This window comes from Saccharopolyspora terrae (assembly GCF_004348435.1).
GTDB classification, from domain to species: domain Bacteria; phylum Actinomycetota; class Actinomycetes; order Mycobacteriales; family Pseudonocardiaceae; genus Saccharopolyspora; species Saccharopolyspora endophytica.
On the sequence record NZ_SMKS01000007.1, the window covers coordinates 35,859 to 55,858 of the forward strand.

Below are 20,000 nucleotides of genomic sequence, written 5' to 3' on the forward strand. Positions count from 1 at the left end.
GTGGATTCCGCACAACCGGCTAGCGACCCGTTGTGCGGGTTCCACTACTGCTCGGCGGCGAGAGCGATGACCAACGCGAGCCGGGTGTCCGGGTCCTCCAGGTCGAGGGCTCCCACCTGCGTCACCTTGCGCATCCGGTTGCGCACCGTGTTCGGGTGGATCTCCAGGCGAGCGGCCGCGGCACCGAGGTCGCCCTGCACCTCCAGCCAGGTCCGCAGCGTCGTGATCAGCCGGGTCCCCTGCTCCTGGTCGTGGCGGCGCAGCTCGGCCACCGGACCGCGCGCGGGCGTGCGCCCGCCCGCGGCGACGTGCTGCAGCCGGCGCAGCAGGATCTCGTGCCAGGAGTCGTCGTAGACCACGACGGGCGATCCCGCCGGCTTCGCGGCGTGCACCGCCAGGCTCTCGTCCGCTTCCCGCCTGCTGTCGACGAGTTCGTCCGGACTCGCGGGACCGCCGATCCCGGCGAAGACCTCCACGCCCTCCGGCATCTCGCGCGCGAGCGCCCGCACCCATTCGCGCGCGGCCGCCCCGTCCTCGTGGGGCAGGATCGTGTAGACGGTGTTGGCGAACAGGGCGCTGCGCCCGGGCCGCGACCAGCCGAAACCCACGGTCGCGAGTTCGAAGACGAGCAGCGCCGCCGAGTCGTGCTCCCCCTGGTTGTGCGCCTGGACCGCGACAACGCGGAACCGGTCGCCGCGGAAACCGAGCCGGCTCAGCACGGTGGCGACGTCGGAGTGGCCCTCGACCAGCCCGATCACCAGGTCCGATTCGACCTGCCGCTCCAGGTCCGCGCTGGCGCGGGTGCGCAGCAGGTGCGCGGCGGCGGTGCGGGACGCCTGCACCAAGGCGCTCTGGCGCTCGGCGTCCAGCGGCGACGAGGTCCCGACCCAGATCGAGCCGAGCAGCGCCTTGCCCGCGCGAACGGCGACCACGGCCCGTCCCCGACGGGAACCGGAGGGCTCGACGAACACCGGTTCGTCGGACTCGGCAAGGTGCTGGAACACCCCGCGCTCGCTGAGCTCGCGGCGGACCTCCTCCGGCACCCTCCTGCCCAGGATCGTTTCCAGCCGTGCCTGGTCGGCGGTCTCCTGGCGCTGCGAGTAGGCCAGCACGCCCGAGCGGTGGTCCTCGATCGTGACCGGACCGCCGACCGATTCGGCCAGCGCGTCCGCCAGCGCGAACAGGTCCGTCGGTCCCCGGCCCGCCTCGGTCTCGCGCCCTTCGAGCACGAGCCCGTAGACCACACCCGCGAGCTGCCCCCAGGACACGGCGGGGTCGACGAGCAGCACCGCGACCTTCCGCTGCCTGGCGACGGCGAGCGCGTCGTCCTCGATCCGGTCGAGCCGGAACACCACGACCACGGCGCTGGTCTCCGACAGCACCTCCGCCGCTCGCCGCTCGTCGACGCCGACGGCGAGCAGCACCTCATCACCACCCGGCACCTGCTCGTCAGGGTCGTGCAGCGCCACCGCCCGCAACTCGGTCGACCGGCTGCGCGGCGAGCACACCAGCCGCGCCCCGTAACCACCGAGGACGTTGATCAGTCGGTCCAGCTTGACCATGCACCCATGATCAGGCTTGCAGCGCCGAGCGCAGGGCCGGGGTCGTCCCAGCCGGACCGGGTTAGACTTCGCCCATCGCCTGCGCGCGGTGCACCGGGCCTGCACCGCCCCGGACCTCCGCGAAGCGCAGTTCTGGCGATTCCGAACCACCCACCTCGCACTCGACGAGGTCTCCCCCGCGAGCGGCGAGTTCCACCCCGCACGTGGCCACCCGGCACGAGGAAATCACCCGTCCGGGTCCCGGTGGCCGATGCGGGCACCACCATCCGCGTGCTGTCCGCCAACACGAGACGCAGATCCACGAGCAGAATCGAGCCGAAGAATGACCTGGTCGATACCGCACATCATCACCGGAGCCGAACGCCACTTGCTCGAAGGCTCCCTGGACCGCAACCGAACCGAGCTGGTCAACACGGCGCGCGGCCTGTCCGAGGCCGACGCCCGCCGCCGGCTCGTCGCATCGCCGACCACCGCGATCGGTTTGCTCAAGCACGCCGCGGTCGCCGAGCGGATCTGGTTCCAGCAGGTCCTGGCACGGCTGCCCGCGAGCGAGTGCGACGGTGGCACGACGGCGGGCGACACGAGTTTCACCGTCGCCGACGACGAGACCCTGCCCGACGTGATCGCCGAGTTCGAACGAGCCAGCGAGCGCTCCCGCGCGCTCGCCGCCCACTTCGACCTCGACCACACCACCACCCACCCCGTCCTCGGCGAGGTCAACCTGCGCTTCATCTACCTGCTCCTCATCGAGGACTTCGCCCGCCACGCAGGCCACGGAGACATCCTCCGCGAACAGCTGAAAAACCCGAGCTGACGGCAACGCGCCTCTCGCCGGTTGAACTAGGTGTTGTTCATAGCCGCGGCGGTAGCCGCTGTTTCAGGTGTGGGACTCAGCTCGCACCGCCGCGGGTTCTGACACGTCTTCTGGGGAGGACAGCCGTAGCGCCGTGTATTGGCATACATCAGTCTCGGATCCCGGAGCCAGAAGACGTGTCAGGTTCCGCTACCCGCACCGCCACGCAAAACAACCCATCAAAAGATCTAGAGAGAGGTCGGGAGGATCACAGCAGCCCACGCCAGGAGTGGCGCACCCACGACGACGAGTCCGCTGAAGGCGAGCATCCTGCGTTGGAACGCCCGCCGGTCCTCGACCTGCGCCTGAGCGAGGACGATGATCCCGTTGGTGGAGAACGGACTCACGTCGACCACTGTGGAGCAGAAGCACAGCGCGACGATGAACCCGGCAGCGCCGAGACCGCCCAGTTCCAGCAGCGGCAGAGCCAGTGGCCTCGAGGACGAGATCGCCGTACTGGGCGCCCGGATCCTCGTCGACCACGCGCGACAGCGGTGCCGCCAGGCAGATCGCGGCGATCACGTCTCCCCGGTACCGCACCTGAGCGCTGACCGACCCGAGTCCGGGTGTCCGCTCGGAAACACTGGTGAACCAGGGCGAACCCGTCCGCGCAAACGGCGCGACGAGGGCCTGCGCAGCCGATCCCTTCGCCGACAGCGGCAGCGCGGTTCCGACCGGAACAGCCGCCCGCAGCTCGGCCGCGGACTCCTCGCTGGCCACGCACAACCGGTCCTCGCCGCGCAGCACCCACAGCTGCGCGGTCTCCCCGGTCTCCTCCCGAAGGCGACGGAGCACCGGCGCGGACGCCGCGGTGAGCGCCGACGAGGCGAAGCGGGGGCCGATGTGGTGGCGCCCGTTGTCGTCGCGGTTGAGCAGACCGTGCTTGACCATGGCCGACACGAGGCGGTGCGCAGTGGGAACCGACAGACCGAGCTCACGCGCGATGTCGCTTGCCCCGGCTGGGTTTTCCTCCACGGCGTCCAGGATCGCGACCACCCGGTCCAGCACGCCTACGCCAGTGGTCGTCCGCTCCCGCGGGCTCCGCTCATCGCTGTCCACGCGGACGACGATAGCGCTTGCACGATCGGAGTACCGGAGGTTGGGGACTGGACAACTTGCACAGCGCGATGCCGCTGTTGCTCGGCAGAGCGGACAACCTGAGCAGTGGAGAATCGCACTGTTGCACGGTCGGGGACCCGGTGCGCACTCTTTCGTTCATGGACGACGCAGATCTCCGCGAGCTCTTCCGCCTGATGGTGGTGACGCGCCGCCTCGACGAGGAGGCGGTCGCGTTGCAGCGGCAGGGCGTGCTGCCCGCCTACGCCCCGGTCAGGGGCCAGGAAGCCGCTCAGATCGGGAGCGCGGCAGCGCTGGACCGCGCCCGCGACTTCGCCTTCCCCACCTACCGCGAGCTCGGCGCGGCGGTCGCGCTGGGGGTGGATCCGGTCGCCTACATGGCGATGCACCTCAACATCTGGCACGGCGGCCTCTACGACCCGAACGTCGCCCGCCTCGCGCCGCCGAACGCCGTCGTGGGCGGACCCGTGCTGCACGCCGTCGGCTGGGCGATGGGCGCGAAGCTGGACGGCACCGGCGGGGCGGCGCTGACCTACTTCGGCGACGGCGCCAGCTCGCAGGGCGACGTGCACGAGGCGATGAACTTCGCCGGCGTCTACCGGCTGCCGGTGGTGTTCTTCTGCCAGAACAACGGCTGGGCGATCTCGCTGCCCACCGGCTCCCAGGTCGCGGGCGGTTCGGTGGCGGCGCGCGCCGCCGGGTACGGCATCGAGGGCCTGCGCGTGGACGGCAACGACGTCACCGCGGTGTTCGAGGCGACCCGGGCCGCGCTCGAACGCGGCCGCGCGGGCGGCGGGCCCACGGTGATCGAGGCGATGACCTACCGGCTCGGCCCGCACTCCACATCGGACGATCCGAGCCGCTACCGCAGCGCCGAGGAGGAACGCCTCCGCGCCGAGCAGGATTCGATCACCCTGGCGATGCGATCGGTGCCCGCCGAGGAGATCGCCGACGCCGAGGAGCACGCCGCGGCCGTCGTGCGCAAGACGACCGCGGGCCTGCACGCCATGCAGCCGCCACCGGCCGACGAGCTGTTCAGCTTCGTCTACCGGGAGCCGACCGCCGCCCTGCTCGATCAGCACCGCGCTTGGAAGGAGTCGCAGGATGCCTGAGCTTTCGCTGCAGCAGGCGCTCAACACCGCGCTGCGCCACGCTTGCGAGGACGACGACCGGGTGCTGATCTTCGGCGAGGACGTGGGCACGCTCGGCGGCGTGTTCCGGGTGACCGACGGCCTGCAGGACAAGTTCGGCGAGCAGCGGGTCTTCGACACCCCGCTTGCGGAGTCGGCGATCATGGGCATGTCGGTGGGTCTGGCGATGGCGGGCTGGCGCCCGGTCCCGGAGATCCAGTTCGACGGGTTCAGCTACCCGGCGATCGACCAGATCGTCAACCAGGTGGCCCGCATGCACTACCGCAGCCGGGGGACGCTGGGGATGCCGATCACGTTGCGGCTGCCCAGCTTCGGCGGGATCCGGGCACCGGAGCACCACGGTGAGAGCTTGGAGTCGCTGTTCGCGCACGTCCCCGGGCTCAAGGTCGTCTCGCCGTCGAGTCCGTCGGAGGGCTACCACCTGCTCCGCCAGGCGATCGCCGACCCGGACCCGGTGATCTTCATGGAACCCAAGTCCCGCTACTGGCAGCGCGAGAACTTCGACCCGGCCGAACCGGTCGAGGCGCTGCCGGTCGGACGCAGCCGGGTCGTTCGCCGGGGCAGGCACGCCACGCTCGTCGCCTGGGGCGCGATGGTGTCGCGCTGCGAGCAGGTCGCCGAGCTCGCCGCGGAGGACGGCGTCGAGCTGGAGGTGCTGGACCTGCGCTGGCTCAAGCCGATCGACGCCGAGGGGCTGGCCGAATCCGTCGCCCGCACCCGCCGCGCCGTCGTCGTGCACGAGGCTCCGCTGACCGCCGGTCTGGGCGGCGAGGTGTCCGCGCTGATCACCGAGCGCTGCTTCGGAGAGATGCGCGCCCCCGTTCAGCGCGTCGCGGGCTTCGACGTGCCCTACCCGTCGGGTTCGCTGGAGGACGAGTACCTGCCCAGCATCGACCGCGTCCTGACCGCCGTGCAGACCGCATTGGAGTACCGCCGTGGCTGAAGTGACCTTCCCGCTGCCCGACCTCGGCGAAGGGCTGATCAGCGCCAGGATCCTGGAATGGCTCGTGGCCGAGGGCGACTGGGTGGAGCGCAACGCCCCGCTGGTGGAGCTGGAGACCACCAAGTCCGCGGTCGAGATTCCCTCGCCGCAGACCGGCCGCGTGTCGCGGCTGCACGTCGGGGAGGACGAGGAGCTCGCCGTCGGCGCCCCGCTGGTGACGTTCACCGTCGAGGACCACGCGGGCATCGTCGGCACGGTTCCGGTCGACCACAAGCCGCAGCGTCGCGTCCGCCTGACCCCGCCGGAGGACTGACCGATGCCCGCGACCGCTCGTGACGGCGTGAAGCTCTGGTACGACGTCGAACCCGGTCCCCGGCCGGTGCTGTTCCTGCACGGGTTCGCCTCCGATTCGGAGCAGACGTGGGAGCGCACCGGCTGGCTCCGCGCGGTGGCCGATCGCGGCCACGTGGTCACCGACCTGCGCGGACACGGCCACAGCGAACGCGCCACGACGGGCTACTTCCCCGACGACCTCGCCCGCGACGTCCTCGCCGTGCTCGACGCGGCGGAGGTGCCGGTGGTGGACGTGGTGACCTATTCGATGGGCGGCGTCGTCGGCTGGGCGCTGGCCCGGCTGGCTCCCGAGCGGGTCCGCGCGCTCGCGCTCGGCGGGATCGGCGGCGGCCCGATCGAGCGCGAATCCATGCTCCGCGTCCAGCAGGCCCTCTCCGGCGAGGACCTCGGCCCGTGCGTCGAAGGCATGGCGGGCCAACGCCTCTCCGGCCGGCCCCCGGCACCCGTCCTGCTCGCAGCGGGGGACGAGGACGAAGTGGCCGCGGACGCGCGCTCTTGCGCAGCGACGCTGAACGCCCCGTACGTCTCGCTGGGCCGCCGCAACCACTTCAACGCCGTGTCGAGCCGAACCTTCAAGACCGCGGCCCTGGAGTTCTTCGACGGCTGAGACCGGTTTTCCGTTGCGGGAATGGGGATTTTATGGCCTCCGCGGCATGCCGTTAGCGTCCGATCCATGGATGAGAACTTTCGGCCGGCCGGAGAGCTGGCGGCCGCGTTGCGCGCTGGTGAGGTGTCCTCGGCGGAGCTGACCGAGGCGGCGATCGCCGGGATCGAGCGGCATGACGGGGAGATCAACGCGATCTGCGTGCCCGACTTCCATCGCGCCCGGGCGGCTGCTCGTCGTGCCGACCAGGCGCTGCGCCGTGGCGAGGACCGGCCGCTGCTGGGGGTCCCGGTCACGGTCAAGGAGTGCTACGACGTGGCCGGGATGCCCACGACCTGGGGCATGCCGCAGCACCGGGACTTCGCACCGGCCGAGGACGCGGTGCAGGTGTCGCGGCTGAAAGCCGCCGGTGCGGTGGTGCTCGGCAAGACCAACGTGCCGTTGGGCTTGCAGGATCTGCAGAGCTTCAACGAGATCTACGGCACCACCAACAACCCGTGGGATCACGGCCGCACGTCCGGCGGGTCCTCCGGCGGGTCGGCGGCGGCCCTGGCGTCCGGGTTCGGTGCGCTGTCCATCGGCTCCGACCTCGCCGGCTCGCTGCGCACCCCCGCGCACTTCTGCGGCGTCCACGCCCACAAGCCGACGCTCGGCCTGGCCGCGACCCGCGGCATGGTCCCGCCTCCAGGTCCGGCCTTGCCGATCGACCACGATCTCGCCGTCGTCGGTCCGATGGCGCGCACCGCCCGCGACCTCACGCTCCTGCTCGACGTCATGGTCGGACCGGACCCGCTGACGTTCGGCAAGGCGCACCAGCTGACGCTGCCGCCCCCGCGCCACGATCGACTCCGCGACTTCCAGGTCCTGGTCCTCGACGAGCACCCCTTCATCGCGACCAGCGCCGCGGTGCGAGCGGGCGTGAACCGGGTGGCCGACGCGCTCGCCGCCGGTGGCGCCCGCGTCGAACGGCACAGCCCCCTGCTGCCCGATCTCGCCGAAGCCGCGACGCTGTACACGCAATTGCTCTTCTCCGGCTCCGTGGCGCGCTTTCCGATCGACGAGTACGAGCAGCTGCGGTCCCGCGCGGCCGCGCTGAGCGCGGACGACCAGAGCCTCGACGCGGCGCGGCTGCGCGGGATGGTGTTGAGCCACCGCGACTGGATCGAGGTGAACAACCGTCGCGAACTCCACCGCCACGGTTGGCGGCAGCTGTTCGACGAGTTCGATGCCGTGGCGTGTCCGATCACGCCGACTCCGGCGTTCCCGCACGACCACAACCCGGGTCTGCTCGACCGCCTGCTCGACATCGACGGCGTCGAGCACCCGTACTTCGACCAGCTCGTCTGGGCCGGTCTCGCCACCATGCCCGGCCTGCCCGCCACCGCAATTCCCACGGGCTGCTCCACCGAGGGGCTTCCGGTGGGAGTACAGCTCATCGGTCCGACGTACGAGGACCGAACCCCGCTGCGCCTGGCCGAACTGCTCGAAGAACACCTCGGCGGCTTCCGACCACCGAACCGAGACGAGGCGGAGCAACCACTGAGGTAACCACCTGCGGCACACCCGATTCCAACGCGCTCCCTGGCGCAGCGTCCCCAAATCCCGCCAGACCCGTTCCCCAACCCCGATGCAGCTGAGACCCGAACGCGGCGGCACTCAGAACGAGGATTACTGCGGTATTCGGGTACCCGAATACCGCAGTAATCCGGTACCCGATTACGGCGGTATTCAGGGCAACTCGGTCTGGGGCGCTCCACCGCGAGGCGCGACGGACCGGGGTCGGGGAAACCTGGGTGCTTCGGCGGGCAGCGGTCCGGTAGCGTGCCCGTCATGTCGAGTCCTGAGTCGGACGAGGTGGGGGCTTTCGGTCACGCCGTCAGCCCCCTGAACCACTGAGCTCGTAGCCGCTGTGCGTCGCGCCGCTGCCCGCGGCGTGACGAGTGCGCGCTCGGGGCTGGCCGCGGTGACGAGATGACCCTCTCGTTCTCACCTCGGAGCCACTCGATGCCTCTCCCTCTGCACCTGCTCGCCGTGGCGGTCTTCGCCATGGGCACCTCGGAGTTCATGCTCGCCGGCCTCCTGCCGGACCTCGCCTCGGATCTCGACGTCACGGTCGGAACAGCAGGCGCCCTCACCTCGGCCTTCGCGATCGGCATGGTCGTGGGCGCTCCCCTCGTGGCCGCGCTCGCCCGCACCTGGCCCAGGCGCTCCAGCCTCCTCGGGTTCGTCCTCGCTTTCGCGGCAGCTCACGCCGTGGGCGCGACGACCTCGAGCTTCGCCGTCCTGTTCACCACCCGAGTCGTCGCCGCCCTCGCGAACGCGGGGTTCCTCGCCCTCGCCCTGACCGCTGCCACCGCGCTGGTCCCGCCCGACAGGAAGGGACGAGCGCTGGCCGTGCTGCTGTCGGGCACGACGGTGGCCACGATCGCCGGTGTCCCCGGCGGGTCGCTGCTGGGCGCGGTGCTCGGCTGGCGGGCGACCTTCTGGGCCGTCGCCGCCCTCTGCCTGCCCGCCGCTCTCGGCGTCCTGAGGGGAATCCCGGCCGGGCGCGACGAATGGGAGGCGACCGGCACGCCCGCCTTGCGGGCGGAACTCGCCCAGCTCACGAGGCCACCGCTGGTCCTGGTGATGTTGCTCGGCGCGCTGGTGAACGCGGCGACCTTCGCGAGCCTCACCTTCCTCGCCCCCGTGGTGACCGGCAGCGCGGGCTTGGGCGAGTTGTGGATCTCCGCGGCGCTGGTGCTCTTCGGCGCCGGTTCCTTCGTCGGCGTCACGGTCGCCGGTCGGCTGTCCGACCGGAGCCCCGGTCAGGTCATCGCGGTCGGCGGCCCGCTGCTGCTCGTCGGATGGCCGGCCACGGCGATGCTGGCCAGCGAGCCGGTCGCGCTGCTGATCCTCGTGCTCGTGCAGGGAGCGCTGTCGTTCGCGCTGGGCAGCACGCTGATCGCGCGAGTCCTCCACGAGGCCGAGGGAGCTCCCACCATGGCCGGCTCGTACGCGACCGCGGCGCTGAACGCGGGCGCCGTCGTCGGACCCGTCATCGCTGCGGCGTGCCTCGGCACCGAGGCCGGGGACCTCGGCCCGTTCTGGGCGAGCGGACTCCTCGTCGCGGTGGCGCTGCTCATCGCGCTCCCCCTGCGCACCACCATCACGGCCCGCAGGAGCACCGACGTGCTCCGCTGACGCGTGCGAACGTCCCTCGCCGCCGGGGGACGTTCGCACCCGCGGATCGGTGGATCAACGGCCCGTGCTGAGATGCTGCTCCAGCCACATGGTGTGGACCGGGCCCGCTGCCAGTTCCGGGTCGTTGGTGAGTTCTCGGTGCAGCGCTGCTGTGCTGGCCACGCCTTCCACGTGGAACTCGGTGAGCGCCTGCCGGGCTCGGGCGTAGGCCTGGTCCCGGTCCTCGCCCCAGCAGATGAGCTTCGCGATGAGCGAGTCGTAGAACGGGCTGATCCGGTCGCCCTGCGAGATGCCCGTGTCGACCCGGACTCCGGGCCCGCCCGGCAGTCGCAGGACGGCGATCTCGCCGGGGGTCGGGGCGAAATCGCGCTCCGGGTCCTCGGCGTTGATGCGCAGTTCGACGGCCGCGCCACGACGCTCGATCGAGGCCTGGTCCATCGACAGCGGCTCGCCTGCGGCGATGCGCAACTGCTCCGCGACGATGTCCACGCCGGTGATCGCCTCGGTGATCGGGTGCTCGACCTGGACCCGCGCGTTCATCTCGATGAAGTAGAAGTTGCCGTCACCGTCGACCAGGAACTCGACCGTGCCCGCACCGCGGTACCCGACGTGCTCGGCCAACCGCACCGCCGCGGCGGTGATGGCCTGCCGGGTCTCCTCGTGCAAGGCCGGTGCCGGCGCCTCCTCGATGAGCTTCTGCCTGCGCCGCTGCACCGAGCAGTCCCGCTCGAAGAGGTGCACCACGTTGCCGTGGTCGTCGGCGAGGACCTGCACCTCCACGTGCCTGGCGTTGGCCACGGCGCGCTCCAGGTAGACCGCCGGGTCTCCGAACGCCGAACGCGCCTCCGCCTGGGCGGCGGGAAGTGCGTCCAGGAGACCTTCGAGGTCGTGGACCGGCCGGATGCCGCGTCCACCGCCGCCTGCCGCCGCCTTGAGCAGCAACGGGAATCCGAGCTCCGCGGCCAGCCGGGGGACGTCGGCCGGATCCTCGATCGGGTCGGTTCCGGGCACCACCGGCACACCGGCCGAGGCGGCCGCACTGCGCGCGGCCGCCTTGTCACCCATCTGCTCCAGGACCGCCGGTCGAGGACCGATGAACACCAGCCCCGCCTCGTCGATCGCCCTGGCGAATGCGCCGCTCTCGGAGAGGAAGCCGTAACCCGGGTGCACCGCGTCGACCTCGGTGGCACGGGCCGCCTTGAGCAGCGCGTCCGGATCCAGGTACGACTTCTGCGCGGCGGAACGGCCGATGTGCACCGCATCATCGGCCATCCGAACCCATTTCGAGCGCTCGTCGGCGTCGGAGTAGACCGCCACCGCTTCGACACCCGCAACGTGGCACGCACGGATGATCCGAACCGCGATCTCACCGCGGTTGGCCACCATCACTCGCCGCAGGCCGCTCATACGTCATCGACCTCGAACATCGTCTGGCCGATGTCCACCTCGTCACCGTCGTCGAGCAAGATCTTGCTGACCCGGCACTCGCGGTCGGCCTTGATCTCGTTGAAGGTCTTCATCACCTCGATGAGCCCGATCGTCTGCCCGGACCGCACCACGGTTCCGGGCTCGATGTACGGGTCCGATTCGGGCGATGGACGCCGGTAGAAGACACCGGGCATCTGAGCATCCACTGTGGACATCGTTTCCCCCTCCGCCGGCTCTAGGCGCCGGCTACCGCCGCCCGCGCTTTTTCAAGACGTGCACGCCGCTCCGACCGGGCGGCCACCGCACCATCGATGTCCACCCGCTCGAACTGCACCTTGCTGCCGGTCCTGGCCTGCGCCATCCGATCGCGGTCCACCGAGATCACGGTGCCGATGGTCGCGTACCCGCCACCGGTGACCGCGTCGTTGAGCAGCACGATCGGCTCGTCACCGCCGGGAACCTGCACCGAGCCGACCGGGTAGCCGAGGTCGACGACGTTGGCCTGATCGCTCCCCGCGCCGAACGGCTGCTCCCGCTCGACGAACTCCAGCGAGCCGCCGCGCAACCGGTAGCCCACCCGGTCGGCGTCCTTGGTGACCTTCCACTCGGTGGTGAGGAACGACTCCAGCGCTCGCTCGGTCAACCGGTAGGCGCACAACCCGACGACCAGGCGAAGCACGGTCGCGTCCGGGAACTCCGGAATGAGTTCGGCGGGGATCTCGGTGCCCAGCGCGGGTGATTCGACCGCCCCGCCGAGCGGGAGCCGGTCGCCGTCGACCAGCGCGCGACCCTCGAAACCGCCGATGCCGGTGAGCATGTAGGTCGAGCGCGAGCCGAGGTAGAGCGGCACGTCCACCCCGCCGCTGATCGCGATGTAGGGCCGGGCACCCGCGCGCACGGCCTTCACCGCCAGGACGTCACCGGCCTTCACCCCCAGCGTCTGCCAGGTCGACGCCGATTCGCCGTTGATGGTGACGACGCTGTCGGCGCCGGTGACCGCGACGCTGCGGGAATCGGTGAACTCCAGCTCCGGCCCGATGTAGGTCGCCTCCAGCACGGCGGCGCCGTCGGGGTTGCCGACCAGCAGGTTCGCGACCGCGTAGGAGTACTGGTCCATCGCGCCCGAAGGCGGCATACCGATGGCGTACTGGCCGTCCCGGCCCGAGTCCTGGACCGTCGTGGACAGGCCGCTCGTGCGCACGATCAAGGAACTCATCTGTACAGCACCTCCAACAGCCCGCGGTTGACCGCGTCCGGGTCGGCGAGCAGTTCCGCCGGAAGGAGTTCCGCCTCGCGGATCCGGTAGCGGAACCGGCCCTCCTCGACCTCCACGCGCGTGCGGTCGTACTCGTCCCGGTCGATCGCCCGGTACCGCAGCACATCGCTGGGTCGTGGGAACGCGATGTCGTCGGCGAAGTCGGGAAGCCGCTGCGCCAGGTCGAAGACCGGAGCGGGGGCGATCCCGAACAGCTGGTACCCACCGGCTCCGCGCACCGGGTACACCACGGAGAACGCGCCGCCGTAGCCGAAAGCGCGCTCGGGCGTGTCGGTGCGCGGGCGCACGTACTTGGGCACCTCGATCTGCCGGTCGCGCGGAACCATCTGGTAGCAGAACGGAAGCCCCGGGACGAACCCGAGCATCGTGACCAGGAACGGCGCCGAGGTGATCGACTCGATCAGCGACGGCACATCGGAGAACCCGTTGATCCTGGCGGCGTATTCGAGGTCGGTGACCTCGGGGTCCTGGTGGCGATCGCGGAACCTCATCAGGGTTTCGCGCGTCCACGGGTCGTCGAAGAGCACCGGCACGTCCACGATCCGGGTGCTGACAGCGTCATCGCTGCGCAGCTCGCCGGCCGTGCGCTCCAGTCGGCGCAGTTCCTCGACGAGTTCGGTCGGATGCAGGCGATCCGGATCCAGCCGAACGAGGTATGAAGCGTTCGACGGGCAGATGTCGATGACCCCGTCGATGTTCTCCCGGCGCAACGCGCCGGTGATGGCCATGGCCTTGAGATTGGCCTCCAAGCTCATCTCGCGGTCGATTTCGACGAAGATGAACTCATCCCCGCCGAATTCGTACCGAGCCGGTGGTAGTTGAACCTCCATCACGGTCACGGCGCACCTCCGCATCCCCCGACGAGTGCCAGTCGAGAATGCGCCGCGGGACGGCTCGACGCAGCGCGTCGGTCACCAATCGACCACCTTCGAGTGAGAGGATAGGCTGATTGATCTGCGTGCGCAATCACCGGAAACTAAGGTGGGCGCCCGGATCCGGAGGTGAGTCCATGCGCACTCTCGTCGATCTCAACGCTGATGCCGGGGAGAGCTTCGGGCGGTGGCGTCTCGGTGACGACGCCCGCCTCATCCCCCTCGTGACGTCGGTGAACATCGCTTGCGGCTGGCACGCCGGGGACCCGGCGACGATGCAGCGGTCCGTCGAACTGGCACGCGACGGCGACACCGCGGTCGGCGCGCACCCGGGTTTCCCCGACCTCGCCGGTTTCGGCAGGCGGGCCATGGCCCTGAGCCCGGAGGACGCCGCGCGCGCCTGCCTGTACCAGTTCGGGGCGCTGCAGGCGATCGCCGCTCGGTGCGGTGAGACGATCCGGCACGTCAAGCCGCACGGCGCGTTCTACGGGCTGACGCTCAAGGACGAGGGGGTCGCCGAAGCCATCGTGGAGGCCATCGCGACCGCGGCTCCCGGCGTGCGGGTCGTGCTGCTGGCAGGGCCCGTGTCCGAACGCCTCGCCGAACGCGGGTTCCCGGTGGTGCGGGAGGCCTTCGCCGACCTCGACTACGACGACTCCGGGCACATCATCATCGAACCGGAGCCGCTGCCGAAGTCGCCGCAGACCTGCGCGGACCAGGCGGAGGCCGTCCTGCGGGGTGAGGTGCGCTCCGTGACGGGCAACCCCATCCCGGTGGACGCCGACACGATCTGCCTGCACGGCGACCGGCCGAACGCGGTGGACATCGCGGAGGCGATCCGCGAGCGGTTCGCCTCCGCGGGTGTCCGTCTGGCCCCGATGGCCGAAGTGGCGGACGCTCGGGGCTGAATCAGACTGCGGGCAGCAGCCTCTCGGATTCGGCCATCCGCGAATCGCTCAGGTGATCACCTTCCGGGCTGAACGGCGGCACCGCTTCCGGCAGGCAGTCGGCCAGCAGCAGCGAGTCCACCGCGCGTTCCTCCGGGCCCGCGCTGACCACCGGGGAGCCGTCCGGCGCCCAGATGCCGGAGTTGCCCCGGTACTCCCACTGGCCGCGGTCGGACACCTCCCAGCCGCGGCGGTTGGCGTAGGCCACGAAAACCCGCCAGACGGCGGCCATCGCGGGGATGATGTGCTCGGTGGCGTCGGGGTAGGCCACCAGCGTCGGGTTCCCGTTCTGGAGCGTGAAGTGCCGGTCGGCGGCCGTGGGACCGACGATCAGCCGCGCTCCCCGCCGCACCAGGCTCTGGTACAGCGGCGGGAACTCGCACTCGTAGCAGTTGAGCAACCCGACCGGGAACCCGTTCACCTGAAGGACGGGTGGCAGGTCGTGCCCCGGCGTGAAGTTCACCCGTTCGGCGTCACCGTAGAGGTGGGTCTTGCGGTAGTTGGCCTTGAGCTCTCCGTCGGCGACGAGGGCCACCGAGTCGTGCAGCGCATCGTTGGCGCCCCGTTCCACGTAGGGCAGGGCGACGGCGATCTCGTGCTGCGTGGACAGCTTCTTGGCCAGTTCGACGCTCCTTCCGTCACTCGGCTCGGCGAGCTGCTCGCAGAGCTCGCGGTTGAGCGCGTAGCCGGTGTTGAAGCACTCGGGGAAGGCGCACAGCTGGCTGCCGTAGCCGGCGGCGAGCGCCAACACCTCCTCCATCCGGAGGAGGTTCTCCGCCACCGCCTCGGGAGTGCCCGAGGGGTTCTCGCCCTGGAACAGCGCGAGGCGAATCCCGGTGCCGGCCCGCGGTGGTTCGCGGTCGGTCAACCGGCTGACGATTCGGACGGGACGCATGGATGTTCTCCTTTTCCGATCAGTTCGCGTGGGAAACGAATTCCTCGACAGCGGTCGCGAGGTTCTCGACCGCTTCCGACGTGAGATCACCGCGCACGACGATGCGCATCACCTCGACGTCGTCGAGCTTCGGCGGGAAGGTGTAGACGGGTACGGACCAGCCGATTTCGGCCAGTCGCTTGGACACCTCCCGCAGGTCGATGGGTCGTTCCGCGGTCACCACGACCACGGGTAACTCGCTGCCGTCGCCCAGCACCCGGAGCCGTCCGGTCGCCTGCAACCGCGTGGCCAGCCGCTGCGCGAGCGACCGGGACCGGGCGTGCACGGCGCGGAAACCGGCGAACCCGAGGCGCACGAAGTTGTAGTACTGGATGACCACGGGGGCCGCCGACCTGGAGAAGGTCAGCTCGTAGTGGGCGTCGTCGCCGCCGAGGTAGTTGATCCGAACCCCCAGTTCGGGACGGCGACGGCTGCGGTCCCGCCACAGCAACCAGCCCAGGCCCGGCAGCACCATGCCGGACTTGTGACCGGACGCGTTGATCGAGACCACTCGCGGGATCTGGAAGTCCCAGAGCAGCTCGGGATCCAGGAACGGTGCGATGAAACCGCCCGATGCGGCGTCGACGTGCAGCGGAACGTCGATACCGCGCTGCTCCTCCAGCTGGTCCAGCCTCTCCGCGATCTCGGCGATGGGTTCGTAGCGGCCGTCCAGAGTGGACCCCAGGATCCCGACGACTCCGATGGTCCGCTCATCGCAGAGCCGCTCGACCGCGCTGCCGTCGAGCGCGGGTCCGCCGCCGGTCGCCGGGGCGACGCGCGCCTCCACCCCCCAGTGGCGGCAGAACTTCTTCCAGCACGCGTGCGCGCCCGCCCCCATGACGATGTTCGGCCGGGTCCGCCGATCTCCGGTGCGGTCCTGCCAGGTCCGCAGCAAGGACGCACCGGCGAGCATCGCCGCCTCGCTGGACCCGGTGGTGGCACTGCCCACGACCTTGCTCGCATCTCCGTGCCACAGCGCACCGATGATGTCGACGCACTCGCGCAGCAGCGCGTCGATGGCCGGGTACTGCTCTCGGTCGACGAGGTTGTAGTTCAGGTACTCGCGGTACAGCCGGTGAGCCTCCGGTTCGATCGATGTGGTCAGGAAGGTCGCGAGGTTGCGTTCCGGCGGGCCGTCTCCGCTCAGCCTTTCCGTGACGGCGTTGAAAGCCTCATCCGCGTCCATTCCGAATAGAGGGATCCCGCCCCGAAGTTGCGTCGAGCAACCCGACGATTCCTCGAACGCCTTCGGCAAAGCAGACATCGTCGAATGCCCCTTTTCCTGGTTGTGTGCGGAACACGATCAACGCTACGACCAGGCAGGACCCAGGTGCCATGAACAATTCGCCCCAGATCTTCCGAACTAGTTCCAGGCCGCTGGGACTGGTCCACACGGGGCAATTCCCCACTCATACGAGGGATTCGCGGACAGGGTCGTAATTCGCGCGTAATGCTGTGGCGAAATGGGAAGTAGGAGAGGACGGGTGCAGGGTGCCCCCGGACGATCCGCCCGAGTGGAGGCATCTCATGGCCCGTTCCTCTGACCGGGCTCTGGACCGGGCGATCACCGCGTTGCTGCACGAGGCCGTCGAGCACTCGCGTGCGATGCGTCAGGTTCTGAACCAAGTCGGTCAGTTAGCTTCATTAAGGATCAACATGCTCGAATCATCGGACTCCTCCGAAACCACGCTGACCGAGGTGCTTTCGCCGCTGACCAAGCGGGAGCGCGAGGTCCTCGATCACCTCGCTCGCGGCTGCTCCAACAGGCAGATCGGACGATCACTGGGGATATCGGAACGCACGGTCAAGAACCACCTCCGAAACATCTTCACGAAACTCGGTGTGGGCGACCGGACTTCGGCCGTCGTGAAGGCGCTGGGCCGCATGGGCTAGCTCGTGGGAGTGGTACCGCCGAACCGCTCGAGGTCGACATCCAGCCCCTCGTACACCTCCGGGCGCCTCGCCCGGAGGTGTGCCGCGTGGGCGAACCCGCCGAGCGCGACGACCGGCAGCAGCCACGGCAGTGCGGTCACGTAGGACGCCTCGGATCCGGCCAGCAGTCCGAAATTGGCCACCGCCATCACCGAAATCGAGAGCAGGCCGAGGAAACCGAGCCCGGGTGCCACCAACGTGGACCACATCCGGGGATCGGCCGCGCGCCGGAAGTGCACGACGATCGACAGCGCGGCCAGCGCCTGCAGCACGATGATGCACAGCGTCCCGAAGCCGACCATGACCGGTACCAGCGTGGTGATCACGTCGAGTCCGAACGCGGCGAAAGCCCCCGCGACCACGGCGGCGAACACCGCGTTGACCGACAGCGCCCCCTGCGGCACGCCGTTGTCGCGGGTGCGCGCCAGCCCGCCGGGCAGCACTCCCGCGCGGCCGAGGGAGAACAGGTAGCGCCCGGCGACGTTGTGGAAGGCCAGCTGCGCGGCGAACAGGCTCACCACAAGCAGGACCACCACGACCCCGAGGAGGAACCCGCCCAGGTAGTCGTCGATCAGCGCGAACAGCAGGTCGCCGTCGGCCAGGTGCTGCTCGGCGACGCGCTGCGCGTCGGCCACGCCGACCGCGCTGACCACGGCCCACACCGTCACCCCGTGGATCAGCCCGATGAGCGCGATCGCGAGGTAGGTGGCGCGCGGGATGGTGCGTTCCGGTCGCCTCGCCTCCTCGCTGAACAGCGATGTCGCTTCGAAGCCCAGGAAGGCGGTGGAGGCCAGCAGCAGGCCGACGGCCGGCGCTCCCCCGGTGATGGCCTCGGTGCTGAACGCGTCGAAGCTGAACCCGGTTCGGATCAGCACCGAGGCGCTGAAGGCGACGAGCACGAGGACTTCGAGCACGAGCGCGATGCCCAGAGCCCGGGCGCTGATGCTGATCCCCGATCGGGCGAACAGGAACGCGGCCGTCATGATGACCAGGGCGCTGAGGTACCAGTGCACGTCGATCCCCAGCAGGTCGGCCAGCGCCGACGAGGTGTAGAACCCGGCCGTGCCCATCGCTCCGGCGACGAAGAAGTTGTAGCCCGTGGTGGCGATGAACCCGGCCACCAGACCCGCGGGCCGGCCCAGTCCTCGCACCACGAACGCGTAGAACCCGCCCGCGCTGACGACCTCTCGCGACATCTGGGCGTAGCCGACCGCGAAAAGCAGCAGCACGACCGCCACGGCCAGGTAGGCGACGACGGTTCCACCACCACCGCCGAGCCCGATCGCCAGGCCCGCGACGACGATGGCGGCGGTCAGCGGCGCGACCGCCGCCAGCACCAGGAACACCACTCCGGCGGTGCCCAGCTGATCCGGCACGAGCCTGCTCGACGATGCAGCGCTGGACGTGGCCACATCAGCTCCTTCCGACCGAACGGGATCAGACGAGTGGAGGTGGCGGGGAGCGGATCTCGAGGAGCAGAGCGCCACCGTCCGACAGAGTCGACCAGGCACCCGATCAGTTCAATACGGCAAGGAGGTGGTTGTCGGTTCTCAGGGCAGGGTTCCGCCTTCGACGCGCTGCGCTCGTGCGGTGCCGCTCAGGTCGTGGCCGCTGGTCTCGCTGAGGGCCAGCACGCACCCGACGGTGAGGGCGCAGAAGGCGGTGATCGTGCCGGAGAGCGCGATCGTGCCCGCTCCGCTGCTCTGCAGCTGCGCGAACAGCACCGGGGCGAGACCGCCGCCCAACCCCGCCAGCTGGTAGCCGAGGGAGGCTCCGGTGTACCGGCTCCCGGTGCTGAACAGCTCGGTGTACAGGGCGGCGAGCGGCCCGTACATCATCGGGTGCAGCACGCCCTGCCCGAGCACCAGCGCGATCACCAGCAGGGCGCCGCTCCCGCTGTCGACCATCGGGAACAGGGCGAAGCTGTAGACGGCCATGGCGATGGCTCCCACCAGCACGACCGGTCGCCTGCCGAGGCGGTCCGACGCGGCCGACCACGCGATGATGCCCACGACCGCGCACGCGGAGGAGATCGTGATCGCGTTGAGCACCGCCTGCCTGCTGAACCCGGCCTGCACGCCGTAGGCGAGCACGAAGGTGGTCAGGGTGGACTGCGCCACGAACGCCGAGAGCCCCACGCCGGCGCCGAGCGCGAGCTGCTTCGGCCTGGTGCGCAGCACCTCGATCAGCGGTGCCCTCCTGGCCGGCTCGGATTCCTGGAACAGCCGGGGTTCGGCGACCTTCAGCCGCACGAACAGCCCCAGCACCAGCAGCGCGATGCTGAGCAGGAACGGGATGCGCCAGCCCCAGGCCAGGAACGCGTCGTCGCCGAGGATCGCGGCCGTGCCGGTCAGCACCGCGGTGGACAGCACCATGCCGCAGGGCGCACCGGCGTTGGCGAAGCTCGCCCAGAGACCGCGTCGCGAGGTGGCGTGCTCGGCCGACATCAGCACCGCCCCGCCCCACTCACCGCCGACGGCAACACCTTGCAGGACCCGCAGCAGCACGAGTCCCAGCGGCGCCCACACGCCGATCTGCGCGTAGGTGGGCAGCAGCCCGATCAGCGAGCTGGCGATGCCCATCAGCAGCATCGTGAGCACCAGCATCCGCTTGCGGCCGAGCCGGTCTCCGAAGTGGCCGAAGACCAGACCGCCGATCGGGCGCGCCAGGTACCCGGTGGCGAACGTGCCGAAGCTGGCCACTGTCGCCACCAGCGGGTCGAGGTTGGTGAAGAACACCTGGCTGAACACGACCGCCGACGCCGTCGCGTAGAGCAGGAAGTCGTAGTACTCGATCACGCTGCCCAGGAAGCTGGACGCGACGGCGCGTCGCAGCTGCGCCGGTGGAGGTGTGGCCGAATCTGCCATGCTTGAAGACCCTCGTC

General features: G+C 70.2%; 19 protein-coding genes. 9 read left to right on the forward strand and 10 right to left on the reverse strand.

Annotated features, from left to right (window positions below):
* Positions 1-44 precede the first annotated feature (44 nt).
* Positions 45-1,562: a PucR family transcriptional regulator gene (locus tag E1181_RS06890; protein ID WP_132673106.1), complete on the reverse strand. Its 1,518-nt coding sequence runs from the start codon at positions 1,560-1,562 to the stop codon at positions 45-47.
* Between the two features lie 322 nt (positions 1,563-1,884).
* Here E1181_RS06890 and E1181_RS06895 point away from each other — a divergent pair, with 322 nt between their 5' ends.
* A complete protein-coding gene (locus E1181_RS06895; protein ID WP_132673107.1) occupies positions 1,885-2,376 on the forward strand; it encodes a DinB family protein in 492 nt (163 codons plus the stop codon).
* A gap of 189 nt (positions 2,377-2,565) precedes the next feature.
* Here E1181_RS06895 and E1181_RS06905 read toward each other — a convergent pair whose 3' ends face one another.
* Positions 2,566-3,474: an IclR family transcriptional regulator gene (locus E1181_RS06905; RefSeq protein WP_235876538.1), complete on the reverse strand. Its 909-nt coding sequence runs from the start codon at positions 3,472-3,474 to the stop codon at positions 2,566-2,568.
* A 158-nt stretch (positions 3,475-3,632) separates the two neighbouring features.
* Here E1181_RS06905 and E1181_RS06910 point away from each other — a divergent pair, with 158 nt between their 5' ends.
* The 6 genes from E1181_RS06910 (at position 3,633) to E1181_RS06935 (ending at position 9,727) form a co-directional block, all read left to right on the forward strand.
* Positions 3,633-4,604 (forward strand): thiamine pyrophosphate-dependent enzyme, encoded by a 972-nt coding sequence (locus E1181_RS06910; RefSeq protein ID WP_235876540.1) that lies wholly within the window; start codon positions 3,633-3,635, stop codon positions 4,602-4,604.
* A complete protein-coding gene (locus E1181_RS06915; protein ID WP_132673109.1) occupies positions 4,597-5,586 on the forward strand; it encodes an alpha-ketoacid dehydrogenase subunit beta in 990 nt (329 codons plus the stop codon). Before E1181_RS06910 ends, E1181_RS06915 begins: the two co-directional genes overlap by 8 nt.
* On the forward strand, positions 5,579-5,899 hold the full coding sequence (locus E1181_RS06920) for a biotin/lipoyl-containing protein (RefSeq protein ID WP_132673111.1): 321 nt from the start codon (positions 5,579-5,581) through the stop codon (positions 5,897-5,899). The genes E1181_RS06915 and E1181_RS06920 overlap by 8 nt, the downstream gene beginning before the upstream one ends.
* A gap of 3 nt (positions 5,900-5,902) precedes the next feature.
* A complete protein-coding gene (locus E1181_RS06925; RefSeq protein ID WP_132673112.1) occupies positions 5,903-6,547 on the forward strand; it encodes an alpha/beta fold hydrolase in 645 nt (214 codons plus the stop codon).
* Between the two features lie 66 nt (positions 6,548-6,613).
* Complete coding sequence (locus E1181_RS06930) at positions 6,614-8,092, forward strand: amidase (protein WP_132673114.1); 1,479 nt, start codon at positions 6,614-6,616, stop codon at positions 8,090-8,092.
* 456 nt (positions 8,093-8,548) lie between these two features.
* A complete protein-coding gene (locus tag E1181_RS06935; RefSeq protein ID WP_132673116.1) occupies positions 8,549-9,727 on the forward strand; it encodes a Cmx/CmrA family chloramphenicol efflux MFS transporter in 1,179 nt (392 codons plus the stop codon).
* A gap of 54 nt (positions 9,728-9,781) precedes the next feature.
* On the opposite strand, the gene E1181_RS06940 is transcribed toward E1181_RS06935, so the two are convergent.
* The 4 genes from E1181_RS06940 to E1181_RS06955 are packed head-to-tail and all read right to left on the reverse strand — an operon-like array spanning position 9,782 to position 13,261.
* Entirely contained in the window at positions 9,782-11,134 is a 1,353-nt protein-coding gene (locus E1181_RS06940; protein WP_132673118.1) for an acetyl-CoA carboxylase biotin carboxylase subunit, read from the reverse strand.
* On the reverse strand, positions 11,131-11,370 hold the full coding sequence (locus E1181_RS06945) for an acetyl-CoA carboxylase (protein WP_132686119.1): 240 nt from the start codon (positions 11,368-11,370) through the stop codon (positions 11,131-11,133). The genes E1181_RS06940 and E1181_RS06945 overlap by 4 nt, the downstream gene beginning before the upstream one ends.
* 20 nt (positions 11,371-11,390) lie before the next feature.
* Positions 11,391-12,371 carry a 5-oxoprolinase subunit C family protein gene (locus E1181_RS06950; RefSeq protein ID WP_132673120.1) on the reverse strand — a complete coding sequence of 327 codons (981 nt, stop codon included), beginning with the start codon at positions 12,369-12,371 and terminating at the stop codon, positions 11,391-11,393.
* Positions 12,368-13,261, reverse strand: coding sequence for a 5-oxoprolinase subunit B family protein (locus E1181_RS06955; protein ID WP_207918939.1), 894 nt, complete (start codon positions 13,259-13,261; stop codon positions 12,368-12,370). The genes E1181_RS06950 and E1181_RS06955 overlap by 4 nt, the downstream gene beginning before the upstream one ends.
* A gap of 179 nt (positions 13,262-13,440) precedes the next feature.
* On the opposite strand from E1181_RS06955, the gene E1181_RS06960 reads away from it, so the two are divergent.
* Positions 13,441-14,211 carry a LamB/YcsF family protein gene (locus E1181_RS06960; RefSeq protein WP_132673123.1) on the forward strand — a complete coding sequence of 257 codons (771 nt, stop codon included), beginning with the start codon at positions 13,441-13,443 and terminating at the stop codon, positions 14,209-14,211.
* A 1-nt stretch (position 14,212) separates the two neighbouring features.
* On the opposite strand, the gene E1181_RS06965 is transcribed toward E1181_RS06960, so the two are convergent.
* Positions 14,213-15,145, reverse strand: a complete 933-nt coding sequence (locus E1181_RS06965; RefSeq protein ID WP_132673124.1) for a nitrilase-related carbon-nitrogen hydrolase — start codon at positions 15,143-15,145, stop codon at positions 14,213-14,215.
* A gap of 19 nt (positions 15,146-15,164) precedes the next feature.
* Complete coding sequence (locus E1181_RS06970; RefSeq protein WP_268952439.1) at positions 15,165-16,448, reverse strand: glutamate decarboxylase; 1,284 nt, start codon at positions 16,446-16,448, stop codon at positions 15,165-15,167.
* Positions 16,449-16,711: 263 nt separating this feature from the next.
* Between E1181_RS06970 and E1181_RS32720 the strand changes: the two genes are divergently transcribed.
* Complete coding sequence (locus E1181_RS32720) at positions 16,712-17,077, forward strand: response regulator transcription factor (RefSeq protein ID WP_281420736.1); 366 nt, start codon at positions 16,712-16,714, stop codon at positions 17,075-17,077.
* Here the strand turns inward: E1181_RS32720 and E1181_RS06980 are convergent.
* Complete coding sequence (locus tag E1181_RS06980) at positions 17,074-18,528, reverse strand: APC family permease (protein ID WP_132673126.1); 1,455 nt, start codon at positions 18,526-18,528, stop codon at positions 17,074-17,076. The two genes, E1181_RS32720 and E1181_RS06980, sit on opposite strands and share 4 nt — an antisense overlap.
* A gap of 138 nt (positions 18,529-18,666) precedes the next feature.
* Complete coding sequence (locus E1181_RS06985) at positions 18,667-19,983, reverse strand: MFS transporter (protein ID WP_132673127.1); 1,317 nt, start codon at positions 19,981-19,983, stop codon at positions 18,667-18,669.
* Positions 19,984-20,000: the final 17 nt, after the last annotated feature.

Excerpts from the sequence above, each read along its gene's own strand:
- E1181_RS06890 (WP_132673106.1), bottom strand. The coding sequence starts at position 1,562 with ATGGTCAAGCTGGACCGACTGATCAACGTCCTCGGTGGTTACGGGGCG.
- E1181_RS06895 (WP_132673107.1), top strand. The coding sequence starts at position 1,885 with ATGACCTGGTCGATACCGCACATCATCACCGGAGCCGAACGCCACTTG.
- E1181_RS06910 (WP_235876540.1), top strand. The coding sequence starts at position 3,633 with ATGGACGACGCAGATCTCCGCGAGCTCTTCCGCCTGATGGTGGTGACG.
- E1181_RS06915 (WP_132673109.1), top strand. The coding sequence starts at position 4,597 with ATGCCTGAGCTTTCGCTGCAGCAGGCGCTCAACACCGCGCTGCGCCAC.
- E1181_RS06925 (WP_132673112.1), top strand. The coding sequence starts at position 5,903 with ATGCCCGCGACCGCTCGTGACGGCGTGAAGCTCTGGTACGACGTCGAA.
- E1181_RS06930 (WP_132673114.1), top strand. The coding sequence starts at position 6,614 with ATGGATGAGAACTTTCGGCCGGCCGGAGAGCTGGCGGCCGCGTTGCGC.
- E1181_RS06935 (WP_132673116.1), top strand. The coding sequence starts at position 8,549 with ATGCCTCTCCCTCTGCACCTGCTCGCCGTGGCGGTCTTCGCCATGGGC.
- E1181_RS06940 (WP_132673118.1), bottom strand. The coding sequence starts at position 11,134 with ATGAGCGGCCTGCGGCGAGTGATGGTGGCCAACCGCGGTGAGATCGCG.
- E1181_RS06945 (WP_132686119.1), bottom strand. The coding sequence starts at position 11,370 with ATGTCCACAGTGGATGCTCAGATGCCCGGTGTCTTCTACCGGCGTCCA.
- E1181_RS06950 (WP_132673120.1), bottom strand. The coding sequence starts at position 12,371 with ATGAGTTCCTTGATCGTGCGCACGAGCGGCCTGTCCACGACGGTCCAG.
- E1181_RS06955 (WP_207918939.1), bottom strand. The coding sequence starts at position 13,261 with ATGGAGGTTCAACTACCACCGGCTCGGTACGAATTCGGCGGGGATGAG.
- E1181_RS06960 (WP_132673123.1), top strand. The coding sequence starts at position 13,441 with ATGCGCACTCTCGTCGATCTCAACGCTGATGCCGGGGAGAGCTTCGGG.
- E1181_RS06965 (WP_132673124.1), bottom strand. The coding sequence starts at position 15,145 with ATGCGTCCCGTCCGAATCGTCAGCCGGTTGACCGACCGCGAACCACCG.
- E1181_RS06970 (WP_268952439.1), bottom strand. The coding sequence starts at position 16,448 with ATGTCTGCTTTGCCGAAGGCGTTCGAGGAATCGTCGGGTTGCTCGACG.
- E1181_RS32720 (WP_281420736.1), top strand. The coding sequence starts at position 16,712 with ATGGCCCGTTCCTCTGACCGGGCTCTGGACCGGGCGATCACCGCGTTG.
- E1181_RS06985 (WP_132673127.1), bottom strand. The coding sequence starts at position 19,983 with ATGGCAGATTCGGCCACACCTCCACCGGCGCAGCTGCGACGCGCCGTC.